At 74.4% G+C, this 13,179-nt stretch carries 7 protein-coding genes; 5 read left to right on the plus strand and 2 right to left on the minus strand.

Annotation, left to right across the window (positions count from 1 at the left end; genetic code table 11):
- Positions 1-128 precede the first annotated feature (128 nt).
- From ABFY07_RS35365 to ABFY07_RS35380, 4 genes are all read left to right on the plus strand, one after another.
- Entirely contained in the window at positions 129-917 is a 789-nt protein-coding gene (locus ABFY07_RS35365) for a thioesterase II family protein (RefSeq protein ID WP_065967590.1), read from the plus strand.
- A gap of 80 nt (positions 918-997) precedes the next feature.
- The gene (locus ABFY07_RS35370) at positions 998-1,957 is read left to right on the plus strand and encodes a TauD/TfdA family dioxygenase (RefSeq protein ID WP_346178427.1); all 960 of its coding nucleotides are present in this window, start codon (positions 998-1,000) and stop codon (positions 1,955-1,957) included.
- A gap of 190 nt (positions 1,958-2,147) precedes the next feature.
- The gene (locus ABFY07_RS35375) at positions 2,148-8,492 is read left to right on the plus strand and encodes an amino acid adenylation domain-containing protein (protein WP_346178428.1); all 6,345 of its coding nucleotides are present in this window, start codon (positions 2,148-2,150) and stop codon (positions 8,490-8,492) included.
- 73 nt (positions 8,493-8,565) lie between these two features.
- Complete coding sequence (locus tag ABFY07_RS35380; protein WP_346178448.1) at positions 8,566-9,705, plus strand: glycine amidinotransferase; 1,140 nt, start codon at positions 8,566-8,568, stop codon at positions 9,703-9,705.
- Positions 9,706-9,779: 74 nt separating this feature from the next.
- Here the strand turns inward: ABFY07_RS35380 and ABFY07_RS35385 are convergent, their stop codons facing one another.
- A complete protein-coding gene (locus tag ABFY07_RS35385; protein ID WP_346178429.1) occupies positions 9,780-10,604 on the minus strand; it encodes a phytanoyl-CoA dioxygenase family protein in 825 nt (274 codons plus the stop codon).
- Between the two features lie 184 nt (positions 10,605-10,788).
- Between ABFY07_RS35385 and fabD the strand changes: the two genes are divergently transcribed.
- Positions 10,789-11,742: an ACP S-malonyltransferase gene (fabD, locus tag ABFY07_RS35390; RefSeq protein ID WP_346178430.1), complete on the plus strand. Its 954-nt coding sequence runs from the start codon at positions 10,789-10,791 to the stop codon at positions 11,740-11,742.
- Between the two features lie 310 nt (positions 11,743-12,052).
- Here fabD and ABFY07_RS35395 read toward each other — a convergent pair whose 3' ends face one another.
- Positions 12,053-13,051, minus strand: coding sequence for an Lrp/AsnC family transcriptional regulator (locus tag ABFY07_RS35395; protein WP_346178431.1), 999 nt, complete (start codon positions 13,049-13,051; stop codon positions 12,053-12,055).
- Between the last annotated feature and the right edge of the window lie 128 nt (positions 13,052-13,179).

The following is a 13,179-nucleotide window of genomic DNA, read 5'->3' on the forward strand; positions in this document are numbered from 1 at the left end:
GACCTGGGGGCAACTCGGCGGCAGACCGGTTGCCGGTCCGTGTGCCTGGCCCGGCGGCCACCGCGGCGCCACCATGGGCCGCCGGGGCCACCGCCCCGGGGCGAGTGCCGGGCGAGGAGAGGAGCGGGATGGGAACCCACGCCGCCGTACGACCCTGCCACGTGGCGGACACGCCGACGCGCGGGGTGGACACTCCGTGGATCGTCGGCCGGGTGACCGCTCCCCGTCCCCGACTGCGGTTGTTCTGCCTGCCCCAGGCGGGTGGCAGCGCGGGCTCGTACGCCCCGTGGCGCCTCGCGCCGCCGCCCGGCATCGAGCTGGCGACGGTGGAGCTGCCCGGCCGTGGGGTGCGCAGCGCGGAGCCGCTGCCGGACACCCTGGAGGAGCTGGCGGAGGCCGTGCTCGACGGCATCTCGGCCGAGTTCGACCTGCCGTACGCGCTCTTCGGCCACAGCTTCGGGGCGCTGCTGGGCTATGAGATCGCCGTCCGCGCCGGCCGGCGCGGTCTGCCCGCGCCCCGCGCGCTGCTGGTCTCCGCCTCCCGGGCGCCGCACACCCCGGTGCCCCGGCGGATCTCGGACCGGGACGACGAGAGCCTGCTCGCCTGGCTCGAGGGGTTCGGCGGCTTCCCGCCGGACCTCCGGCGGTATCCGTCGTATCTGCGGTACGCGCTGCGTACGGTCCGCCGCGACCTCGCCCTCACCGAGGTGTACCGGAGCGCCGGACCGGTACCGGTCGGCTGCCCGCTGCATGTGTTCGGCGGCGCCGAGGACCCGCTGGTGGCCGCCGACCGGCTGGAGCGGTGGCGCGAGTGCGCCGGGGCCGGGTGCACGGTGCGGCTGCTGCCCGGCGGGCACGACTACCTCTTCACCGGTGCTCCGGCGGTGCTCGGCGCCGTCGCGGAGGCGCTCGGCTGACCGGCGGGGTTCTCACCGAACACCAGGGCACCCGACATCAGGGCACCGGATGCGGGCCCGTTCCCAGGGAGTTGTGACGAGTGGACGATCTGACCGGCATCACCGTGTTGCGGGCGGAGGGCGAGCGGCTGGGGGCCTTCGCGCGGCGGCGGGCCCCGGCGATCCACGAGGCCGTCGCCACCAGTGGCGCCGTGCTGATCCGGGGGGCCGGCGCGGAGGGCGTGGCGGATTTCCAGCAGGCGCTGGACGGGCTCGGGTTCCGGCCGCTGGAGTACACGGAGCGCTCGACGCCGCGCAGCGAGGTGGGCGACGGGGTGTTCACCTCCACCGAGTACCCGGCCCGCGAGGTGATCCCGCAGCACTGCGAGTCGTCGTACGCCGGTGCCTGGCCCGGCCGGCTGGCGTTCTTCTGCGCCACCCCGGCCGCCACCGGCGGCGCCACCCCGATCACGGATGTGGAGCGGGTGCTGGAGGAGATGCCCGCCGAGGTGGTCGAGGCCCTGGAGGCGCGGGGGCTGCGCTACGTGCGCAACTACGGCAGCGGGGTGGGGCTCGACTGGCGCGAGGCCTTCCAGACCGACAGCCGGGCCGAGGTGGACCGGTTCTGCGCGGCGGGCGGGCTGGAGTGGGAGTGGCTGGAGGACGACCGGCTGCGTACGGTCCGCCGGGCCCCGGCGACCGTGACGCACCCGCGCACCGGGCGCCGGGTGTGGTTCAACCACCTGGTGCTGTTCCACCAGTCGGCCCTGCCCGACGGGTTGCGGGCGGACCTGGTGGCGCTGTTCGGCGCCGACGGGCTGCCCAATGACGTGCTGTTCGGCGACGGGAGCCCGATCCCCGACGAGCTGGTGGCCGCGGCCCGGGCGGTCTTCGAGCGGCGCGCGCGGCGCTTCGCCTGGCGGCGCCACGACCTGCTGGTGATCGACAACATGCGCTGGTCGCACGGGCGGGAGGCGTTCACCGGGGCCCGCCGGGTGCTGGTCTCCATGTCGGACCTGATCACCCGGTCCGCCCGGCCGGAGCCGGCCTACCGCGGCTGACCCGCGCACCGGCAACGCGGCTCGGCCGCCGAGACGTCGGCGGGCAGGGAAGCTGCCGGTCGGCTGCCTGGCCCGGGTGTCGGGCCGCCCGACATCATCGTGGCATCCGGCCGAAACCGGTCGCCACGCCCTCCCACGACACGCCACCCGCCTCGGCGCGCGCCGCCGACCGCCTCCGGGGAACCCGCCAGTGAACGAAGTGACACAGTCGCCGATCGAGTCCGTGCTGCCCCTCACGCCGCTGCAGGAGGGCATGCTCTTCCACGCTCTGTACGACTCCGAGGCTGTGGACGTCTACACCATCCAGGCCCCCTTCGAACTGGTCGGCGAGGTGTCCGCGAAGGCCCTCCGCGCCGCCTGCGCCGCCACCCTGGCGCGCCACACCGCGCTGCGGGCCGGTTTCCGCCAGCGGGCGAACGGGCAGGCGGTCCAGCTGATCCGGCGCACCGTGAAGACGCCGTGGACCGAGCTGGACCTCTCCGCGGACCCCGAGTCGGTGCGCCGGAAGAAGCTGGTGGCCTTCCTGGAGGAGGAGCGGTCGCGCCGCTTCGACATGACGGCCCCGCCGCTGATGCGGTTCGCACTGGTCCGGCTGGCCGAGCGCCAGTACGCGTTCATCCTGACGTACCACCACATCCTGCTGGACGGCTGGTCCCTGCCGCTGGTGCTGGAGGACCTGTTCACCCTGTACCGCCGGGAGAGCGAGGGGGGAGGCGCGGGCGGCGGGCTCGCGCAGGCCACGCCGTTCTCCGACTTCCTGCGGTGGCTCTCCCGGCAGGACCGGCCCGCCGCGGAGGCGGCGTGGCGGTCGGCGCTCCAGGGGCTCTCCGAGCCCACGCTCGTGGCTGCCGGGGCGCCGGCGGCCGGGGACGGGGAGATGCCCGGTCTGCTGCACATCACGCTTCCGGAGGGCGCGACCGAGGCGCTGTCGGAGACCGCCCGCAGGCACGGGCTCACCCTCAACACGGTGGTGCAGGGCGTCTGGGCGCTGCTGCTGTCCCTGCTGACCGGGCGTGGCGACGTGGTGTTCGGCCAGACCGTGCACGGCCGCCCGCCAGGGCTGCCCGGCGCCGACTCGGTGGTCGGCCTGCTCATGAACGCCGTGCCGGTCCGGGTGCGGATCGACCCGGCGGAGACGGTGGCCGCGCTGTTCGCCCGGATCCAGGACGAACAGTTCGCGCTGGCCCCGCACCAGCACCTCGGGCTCGCCGAGGTGCGGCGCCTGACCGGGCTGGACACGCTGTTCGACACCTCGACCGGCTTCGGCAACGCGCCCTTCGACTGGGCGTCCGTACGCGACAGCGTGCCGGGCCTGCGGATCGCCCCGCTCGCCGACGAGGAGGCGGGCGAGGGAGGCGAGGGACCGGAGGACGGCGGCCGGCAGGAGATCACCGGTGCCACGCACTACCCGCTGAGCGTGGTGGCCGTGCCCGGCCCCCGGCTGCGCCTGGACATCAGCTACCGGCGCCGCCTGTTCGACGACGCCCGCCTCGAGCTGATCGGCTCCCGGCTGCGGTTGCTGCTCGACGCCTTCACCCACTCCCCCACCACCCCCGTCGCGCGACTGCCGCTGCTGACCGGCCAGGAGCGCGCACGGGTGCTGGGCGAGTGGGCCGGCCGCACCGGGACCCGGACGGCCGCGGCGGACGGGCCCGGCACGGCCACGCTCGTCCGGCGCTTCGAGGACCAGGTGCGCCGGACCCCCGACGCCCCGGCCGTGGCCGACCCGGCGCGCACGCTCGGCTACCGCGAGCTGGACGAGGCCGCCAACCGGCTGGCCCGGCTCCTGCTGGGGCGCGGCGTACGGCCGGGGGATCTGGTGGCGGTGGCGCTGCCGCGCGGCACCGACCTGGTCGTGGCGCTGCTGGGGGCGCTGAAGGCGGGGGCCGGCTATCTGCCGGTCGACCCCGGGTATCCGCCGGAGCGCGTCGCGTATCTGCTCGCCGACGCCGCCCCGTCCGCGGTCGTCTGCGCCGACACCGCCCACCCGGAGCTCGCCGGACACCCGTCGGCGGTCGCGCTCGGCGACCCGGCCGTGCGGGCCGGGCTCGCGGCGCTGCCGGGGGATCCGCTGGACGACGCCGAGCGCGGCGCGCCGGTCCGGCCCGCCGACCGCGCCTACGTCATCTACACCTCGGGGTCGACCGGCCGCCCCAAGGGGGTGGCGGTGGAACACCGCACGGTCGACAACTACCTCGCCTTCGCCCGCGAGGCCTACCCGGGCCTGGCCGGACACGCGCTGGTGCACTCGCCGCCCTCCTTCGACCTGACCGTCACCGCCGTCTTCGGCCCGCTGACCTCGGGCGGCCTGGTGCGCATGGTGGACCTGGAGGACTTTGACGCCCCGCCCGGGGCCACCGGCGCGGCGCCCACGTTCGTCAAGGCCACCCCCAGCCATCTGCCGGTGCTGGTCGACTCCGCCGACTGGTACTCGCCGACCGGCGAACTCGTCCTGGGCGGCGAGCAGTTGACCGGGGAGGCGCTGGCCGCGTGGCGGGCCCGCCACCCCGGCGCGACGGTCGTGAACGAGTACGGGCCCACCGAGGCGACCGTGGGCTGTGTGGAGTACCGCCTGGAGCCCGGGGATCCGCTGCCGCGGGGCGCGGTGCCCATCGGCCGGCCCGTCCCCGGCGCCCGGATCTATGTGCTGGACGCGTGGCTGCGCCCGGTCCCCGCGGGTGTGCCAGGCGAGCTGTACATCGGCGGTGAGGTGCTGGCCCGCGGCTATGTCCGGCGGCCGGGGCTCTCCGCCGCCCGCTTCGTCGCCGACCCGTTCGGCGAGCCCGGCGGCCGGATGTACCGCACCGGCGACATCGCCTGGTGGCGGCCCGACGGCACCGTGGTGTACGGCGGCCGGGCCGACGACCAGGTGAAGGTCCGCGGCTTCCGGATCGAACTGGGCGAGATCGAGGCCGTGGTCGGCGGCGACCCCGCGGTCGCCCGGGTCGCCGCGGCGGTACGGGAGGACCGCCGCGGCGCGCCGAACCTGGTGGCGTACGTGGTGCCGGAGCCCGGGCGGGAAGCCGAACTCGCCACCCTGGCAGAGCGGATCGCGGCCAGGCTGCCCGCGTACATGCTCCCCTCCGTGTTCGTCACCCTGCCCACGCTTCCGCTGAGCCCCAACGGAAAGGTCGACCGGTCCGCGCTGCCCGCGCCGGAGCCGGCCGCGGAGACGGCACCGCCGCGCGGGCCCGGGACCGGGGAGGCCGGAGGGGCCCGGCCGGACCCGGGGGCGCAGGAGGGCGCCGCGGCCACGCTCGCCGGGCTGTTCGCGCAGGTGCTCGGCGCGGACGGAGCCGGGGCGGGGGACGACTTCTTCGCTCTCGGCGGCGACTCGATCACCGTCATCCAGCTGGTGGCGCGAGCGCGCGAGGCGGGCCTGCGGTTCACTCCCAAGCAGGTCTTCACCCATCGCACGGCCGAGGCCCTCGCCGCGTTCCTGGAGCAGGACGCGAAGCCGGCCACCGCCCCGACGGCCGGTGCGCCCGCCCGCGACGAGGGTTCCGCCGTCGTCCCCGCCACGCCGATCATGCGCAGGCTCCATGAGCACGGCGGCGCGGTGGACGCCTTCCACCAGTCGACGCTGCTGCGGGTGGCGCCCGGACTCGGCACCGACCGGCTGGCCGCCGCCGTGGCAGCCGTCGTGGAGCGGCACCAGGCGCTGCGCGCCCGGCTGCGGGACGACGGGTCGCTCGCCGTGGACCCGGTGGACCCGGGCGGGTCGCGCGGGGCGGTCCGCCGGGTGGACATCTCCCGCCTCCCCGCCGGCGCCGTGCGCCCGCGGATTGCCGCCTGCGCCGCGGAGGACGCCGACGCGCTCGCCCCGCGCCAGGGCGCGATGGTGCGGGCCACCTGGTTCGACGCCGGCGAGGGCCGGCCGGGGCGGCTGCTCGTCACCGTCCACCACCTGGCCGTGGACGCGGTCTCCTGGCACATCCTGCTGACGGACCTGTACACCGCCTGGCGGGCCGCGGCGGCGGGCGGGGCCCCGGCGCCGGTGGACCCGGTGCCGCTCCCGCTGCGGGACTGGAGCCACCGGCTGCTGGCCGTCGCGAAGGAACCCGCCCTGCGCGGCGAGCTCCCCGTGTGGCGCCGGATCCTGCGCCCGGGCTCCATCGCCCTCACCGACGCCCGGCTCTCGCCGTCCCGCGACATCCACGCGACCGCCGGCGAGATGGACCTCGCGCTCCCCGCGGACCTGACCGCGCCGCTGCTCACCTCGGTGCCGGCCGCCCTCGGCGCCCGCACCGACGAGCTGCTGCTCACCGCCCTGGCGCTGGCCGTCGCCGCCTGGCGGCGCGCCGAGGCCGGGGGCGCCACCGCCGTGCTGGTGGATGTGGAGGGGCACGGCCGCGAGCAGCTCACCGAGGACACCGATCTGTCGGGCACTGTGGGCTGGCTCACCTCGCTGTACCCGGTGCGGCTCGACGCCGGGTTCGCCGGCTGGGACCCGGAGGGCGATCCGGCCCCCGCGCGCCTCGGCGACGCCGTGCGCCGGGTCGCCGCCCACCTGCGGCAGATCCCGCGGCGCGGCATCGGCTTCGGGCTGCTGCGCCATCTGAACCCGGACACGGCCGCCGAGTTGGCGGCCCGACCCGACCCGCAGATCGGTTTCAACTACCTGGGCCGGCAGGAGAACTCCACGGACGCCGACTGGAGCGTGGCGCCGGAGTCGGACGCGCTGCCGGCCGGTCCCGATCCGCGGATGCCGATGACCCATGTCGTCGAGGTGAACGCGGCGGTCCAGGACGGCCCGGCGGGCCCGCGACTGGTCGCCCACTGGCTGTGGGCGTCCCGCCTGCTGGCCGGGGACGAGGTCGGCGAGCTGGCGCGGCTGTGGTTCGCGGCGCTGCGCGCGCTGGTGACGTACGGGGCGAGCGCGGCCCCCGAGCAGGCCGCGACGCGGGGCGGGGCCGGACTGGACGGCGCCGAACACGACGGGGCCGAACGGGACGAGGCCGAACGGGACGAGGAGGAGCTGTCCCGGCTCGCCGGCCGGATCGGCATGCCCGTGGCGCGGCTGCTGCCGCTCACCCCGACACAGGAGGGGCTGCTCTTCCACGCCCGCTACGACAGCGGGGCCCTGGACGTCTACAACGTGCAGGTCGCCCTGGAGGTGCGGGGCCCGCTCGACGCCCAGCGGTTCCGGGACGCGTGCGACGCCCTGCTGAGGCGCCACTCCATGCTGCGCGCGGCCTTCCTTCAGCGGCGGTCGGGCGAACCGGTCCAGGTCATCCCGGAACAGGTGCGGATGCCCTGGTACGCGCACGACCTGACCGGTCTCGCCCCGCGGGAGCGGGACGCGCGGCTGGAGGAGCTGCTGGAGGCCGACCGGCGGCGGCGCTTCGACGTGTCCCGGCCGCCGCTGACCCGCTGCACCCTGATCGAGCTGGAGGAGGACCGGCGGCGGCTGGTGCTGAGCGTGCACCATCTGCTCGTGGACGGCTGGACCACCTCGCTGCTGCTGCGCGACCTGCTGGCGCTCTTCGACCACGAAGGCGACGAGAGCGGTCTGCCGACGCCCGGCCACTACCCCGACTATCTGCGGTGGCTGGCCGCGCAGGACCGCGACGAGGCGCGCGCCGCCTGGCGCGCCTCGCTGGCGGGCCTGAGGGAACCCACCCTGGTCTGCCCCGGCCGGGACATCGCGCGGACGCCCGTCCTCCCGGAGCGCACCGTCGTCGAGCTGCCCGAGCCGGACACCTCCGCGCTGCTCGACGCCTCGCGCCGGCACGGCGTCACGCTCAACACGCTGCTGCGGCTGGCCTGGGGCCTGGCGCTGCACCGGCGGACCGGGCTGCGGGACATCGTCTTCGGGGCCACGGTCTCCGGCCGGGTGGCCGAGCTGCCGGGCATCGAGGAGATGGTGGGGCTGTTCATCAACACCGTGCCGGTGCGGGTGCGCCTCGACCCGGCCGAGCCGCTGTCCGGGCTGCTGACCCGGCTGCAACAGGAACACGCCGAGCTGCTCCCGTACCACCACCTCGCCCTGACGGACATCCAGCGGGCCGTGGGCCTGGGCACACTGTTCGACAGCTGCGTCGTCTTCGAGAACTTCCCGACCGCCGAGGCCCTGCCCAGCCCGGAGGACGGCCTGTGGCTGACCGAGGTCACCGGCCACGACGCCTACCACTACCCGCTGAAGCTGATGGTCGCGCCCGGCCGGCGGCTGCGCCTGGAGCTGAGCCACCGCCCCGATCTGCTCGACGCGGACGACGCGCGGCAGATGGCCGCGGACCTGCGGGAACTCCTGGCCGAGCTGCCCGGGGCCCTGACGGCGCCGACGGAGCGCTTCCTGACCGGCGCCGGCACGCCCGCCGCCGGAGCCCTGGAGCGGCGGCTGTGCGAGCTGATCGCCGAGGTGCTGGGGCTCGAGGGCGTCGGGGCGGACGACGACGTGTTCGCCCTCGGCTGCGACTCGCTGACGGCGCTGCGCCTGGCGGGCCGGATCGAGGCGGAGCTGGGGCGCGGCGTCGACATCGCGGCCGTCTTCCGCTGCCGCACCGCCCGGTCCCTCGGTGAGGCGCTCGCCTGAGGCCCCCGCCGGGCTCGCGGCCGGGCCCGGCGCGGCATGACCCGACGTGAGGAACACGCAGGTGGAGGTGGACATGGGACACGACTCGCTGGTCGTCAATTCATGGAACGAGTGGGACCCGCTCCAGGAGATCGTGGTCGGCTCGGCCGACCGCGCCTGCTTCGAGCCGACCGAGCCGGGCAGCCGCCCCGCGATCCGCGACGCGCCGGGGGTGCCGTTTCCCACCGGACCCAAGTCCGGGGAGGCCGTCGAGCTGGCCAACGAGGAACTGGACGGGCTGGTGGCCCTGTTGGAGTCCCAGGGGATCGTGGTGCGCCGCCCCGAGCCGCACGACTTCTCCGCCCCGATCCGCACCCCGGACTTCGAGGTGGAGAACCAGTACTGCGCGGTCTGCCCTCGCGATGTGATGATCACGATGGGCAACGAGATCATCGAGGCCACGATGTCCCGCCGGGCCCGCTACTTCGAGTACCAGCCCTACCGCAAGCTGGTGTACGAGTACTGGAACGCCGACCCGCGCGTCGAGTGGACGACCGCACCCAAGCCGTCCATGAGCGACGGGATGTACCGCGAGGAGTTCTGGGAGTGGCCGCTGGAGAAGCGGCACGAGCGGATGCATTCCTTCGAATTCTGCGTCAACCAGGACGAGGTGGTCTTCGACGCCGCCGACATGAGCCGGCTGGGGCGGGACATCCTGGTCCAGGAGTCGATGACCACCAACCGGGCGGGCATCCGCTGGCTGCGGCGGCATCTGGAGCCGCGTGGCTTCCGGGTCCACACGGTGCACTTCCCGCTGGACTTCTTCCCCTCGCACATCGACTGCACCTTCGTGCCGCTGCGCCCCGGGCTGGTCCTCACCAACCCGGAGCGGCCGCTGCGCGAGGGGGAGGAGAAGATGTTCCTGGCGAACGACTGGGAGCTGGTCGACGCCCCGCAGCCGGTGCTGGGCAACGACGAGATGCCGCGCTACTGCCAGTCCTCCAAGTGGCTCTCGATGAACGTGCTGAGCATGTCGCCGACGAAGGTCATCTGCGAGGAGCGGGAGAAGCCGCTCCAGGACCTGCTCGCCAAGCTCGACTTCGAGGTGTTCCCCGTGCCGTTCCGCCATGTCTTCGAGTACGGCGGCTCGCTCCACTGCGCCACCTGGGACGTGCGCCGCGAGGGCACCCGCGAGGACTACTTCCCCGCCCTCCGCTACGAGCCTCTGGTGTGACGCGCGTCCGGGCGGCCGGCGCGCGGAGGTCCCACGGCGGCCCCGCCCCCTCATCCGGGCGGGGCCGCCCCCGTTCAGCGGGGTTCGAGGGTGAGGCGCTCGTCGGCGAGCGGGGTGATCGGCGTGGCGTCCCGGGCCACGAGGAACTCGGGGCGGGTCGGCCGGGTGGGGGCGTTGTCGACCGCGTTGTAGGTGATCAGAAGTAACGCGCGGCGGTCGTCGGAGAGGTTGTTCGACGAGGAGTGGACGATGCTCGGGTGGAAGGCGTGGACCGAGCCGGCCGACCCCTTGATCTTGGCCTCTCCGCGCTGCCGGGCCAGGGCCCGCGCCCGCTCCTCGCTCACCGTGTAGGCGAGGTCGGCCGATACGTGCTGACGCCAGTCGGACTTCTCGCCGGAGTCCTCGGCGGGCAGGTCGAGCACTCCCAGGCCGTGTGAGCCGGGGATGACGACCAGCGGGCCGTTGTCGTCGTGGACGTCGTCGAGCGACAGGGCGATGTTGACCGCGTCGGGGCGGCGCATTCCGTCCTCCTCGCTCCAGAACGCGAAGTCCTGGTGCCAGGGCCAGGCGGCACCCTCCCGGGCCTGCTTGAGGTTGACCTTGAACTGGTAGACATAGACGGGTTTGCCGGTCAGCGCCTCGGCGAGGGAGACCAGTCGGGGGTGGCGCACCAGTGCCGAGCAGAGCTCGTCGAAGGCGTGGCAGCCGTGGATCGCGCGCACGGTGTCGTTGCCCGCCTCGTGGACGACCTCCGGCCTGCGCTGCCGGCTGATCGCCGCCACCCGGTCGCGCAGCAGCCGCACGGAGTCGTCGGCGAACCGGTAGGGGTATGCGCACCAGCCGTTTTCGTCATAGGCGGTCTTGAGATCCGCCAGGGATGCTTCCGCCGGAGCGGACATGCGTCATCTCCTTCATCATGCATGCTCAGTCAGTCAAAAGCGGGGTGAAGTGACGTCAGGACCTCACAGATCGGTCGGGAACTCGAGGGCTTCCCGGGCGTCCTCCCGTTACGGCTTCCCGATGGCCCCTCCGGTCGTATCGTTGCGGTGCGCGCATTGCTTTCCCTCGGCGACGGAGGCTGCTGTGAACAGAGTTGCTTTTCTCTTCCCGGGACAGGGGTCGCAGGTGCCCGGCATGGGGCGGGATCTCGTGGCGCTCCATCCCGACCTGGTGCGGCCCTACTTCGACACCGCGGACGAGGTGCTGGGCATGCCGCTGAGCCGGCTGTGTTTCGAGGGCGACCCCGAGGAGCTGCGGGACACCTCGGTCACCCAGCCCGCGGTGTATCTGGCGAGCCTGGTGTCCGCGGTGGTACTGCGCGAGCGGGGCGTCGCGCCGGCCGCGGTGGCCGGGCACAGCCTGGGCGAGTACACCGCGCTGGTCGTCGCGGGCGTGCTGGACTGGGTGGACGCCCTGAAGCTGGTGCGCCGGCGGGGGGTGTTGATGTCGGAGCTGAACCGCCGTACCCCGGGCCGGATGGCGGCCGTCATCGGTCTCCCGGCGGACCGGGTGCGGGAGCTGTGCGAGGAGGTGTCCCACCGCCGGCGGCTGGTCGTCGAGGTGGCCAACTACAACGCGGCGCGGCAGACGGTGGTCTCCGGCGTCGTCGAGGGCGTCGCCGAGGTGTCCCGCAGAGCCCGCGAGGAGGGCGCGAGCCATGTGGCCGAGCTCAAGGTCGGGGCGCCTTTCCACTGCTCCCTCATGGCGGACGTCGCGGCGGAGTTCGGCGGGGATCTGGACGCGGTGGACTTCGCCACCCCCTCCCTGCCGGTGGTGGCCAACGCGACCGCGGGCTACGTGTACTCGGGCGCGGAGGCGCGCGAGCTGCTGCGCCGTCAGCTCGCCGCTCCGGTGCGCTGGCAGGAGACGCTGGACCTGCTGGCCCGGGAGGAGGTGTCGGCCTTCGTGGAGGTCGGCCCCGGGCGGGTGCTCACCAACCTCAGCCGCGCCGGGCATCCGCGGATACCCGCCATGACGGCGGGCACCGAGCGGAAGATCGGCGAGGTTGTGGAGAAGCTGAGCCCGGCCCTGGTGTGACGGCCCGGCGGGCGCCCGCGTGCGCGGCGCCCGCCACGGCCCCGGCACGCGTTCCGCCCCGGGCGCGGTCACGGTCGCCGCTGGTGTGTCACCGCTGCCACAGAGCCGTGCGCAGGCGTGCGCATCCGCTTCCCCCTGTTCCCCGTCTCCCGCACCCTCACCCGTCTGCCGAGTTCATGACATCGACACGAAGGCGATTGGGATGATGTCAATCGGGCCAGGGGCAGTCAACCGTTGATCAGCCAAATGACCTGCGGGAAAAGGGGTGTTGTCAGGACATCGCCGCACTCACCCCCGGGCGGTCGGCCGCTCACCCGTCCGGCAGCAGCCGCCCGTCCTCCCGCGCGATCCAGTACCGCCGCAGCACATCGAGCACCACGGACACCTCGCACGCGGTGATGCCGGGCAGGTTCGCCAGATCGCTGGTGAGCAGCCCGGCCAGGCCGTCCTCGTCCCGGAACACCCCGTGGTGGATCACCGCGGAGGTGCCGGCGACCACCGACACATACCGCGCCGAGGGATGGCGGGCCAGCGTGTCGGCCACCTCCTGGACGGCGCCGGGCGCGGCCCGCACGGCGACGACGGCCTCCAGCGGATAGCCAAGGAAACCCGGTTCGATCTCCACGCGCGGCCGCACCAGCCCGCGCCGCAGCAGCGACTGGAGCAGTCGGTAGGCGGTCGGCTGGCTGATGCCGACCGCGCGGGCCACCTCCGCCGCGCTGGCCCGCCCGTCGTGGCGCAGCAGTTCCACGGCGCGCAGCTCGTCGGCGCTGAACTCGGCCGCGTCGGCCGGCTCGTCGCGGGGGTCGGCCAGCTCCCGCAGGGCGGCCACCTGGTCCTCGCTCAGCCGGTGCAGCCGCCAGGCGTCCGACTTGGTGGCGGCCCGCAGCACCAGGTCGCTGTGGGCGGAGCGCACCCCCGGCACCGAGGGGACGCTCGTCATCAGCAGCTCCCGGGCCCGGTCGCGCCGGGCCGCGTGGATCGAGCAGTAGACGTCGGAGCGCCCCGTCGTCGTGGCCACGAACGGGACTTCGGGCAGCTCGGCGAGGTGGCGGGCGACCTCCCGGGTCCGCCCGGGGTCGGTGGCCACCCAGACGTGCAGGGGGTGGCCCTCGGCCAGCATCGGCCAGTCCACCTGCCCGATCACCCGCAGCAGGCGCTCGTCCTCCAGCCGGGCCAGTCGGCGGCCGACGGTGCTGGGCGAGGCGCCGAGCACCTCGGCCAGCGCGCTCAGCGGTGCGCGGGGCGCCACTTGCAGGGCGGCCACCAGGTCGAGGTCGGCGTCGTCCAGCCGCGGGGTCTCCTCCATGCGTACGAATGTACCGCGCGAGGGTTGGCCCTGCCGTGAATGATTCATGCGTTACAAGTCTTTTACTTGCATCATTCCATCAGCGCCTCTCTAATGGACCACCACGCTTGCGCCCCTGACGTAAGGAA

Origin of the sequence: Streptomyces sparsogenes subsp. cuspidosporus (assembly GCF_039532705.1) — a bacterium.
GTDB classification, from domain to species: Bacteria; Actinomycetota; Actinomycetes; order Streptomycetales; family Streptomycetaceae; genus Streptomyces; species Streptomyces sparsogenes.

Bases quoted from the DNA above. Each gene is read 5' to 3' on its own strand.
- ABFY07_RS35365 (WP_065967590.1), top strand. From the start codon at position 129: ATGGGAACCCACGCCGCCGTACGACCCTGCCACGTGGCGGACACGCCG.
- ABFY07_RS35380 (WP_346178448.1), top strand. From the start codon at position 8,566: ATGGGACACGACTCGCTGGTCGTCAATTCATGGAACGAGTGGGACCCG.
- ABFY07_RS35385 (WP_346178429.1), bottom strand. From the start codon at position 10,604: ATGTCCGCTCCGGCGGAAGCATCCCTGGCGGATCTCAAGACCGCCTAT.
- ABFY07_RS35395 (WP_346178431.1), bottom strand. From the start codon at position 13,051: ATGGAGGAGACCCCGCGGCTGGACGACGCCGACCTCGACCTGGTGGCC.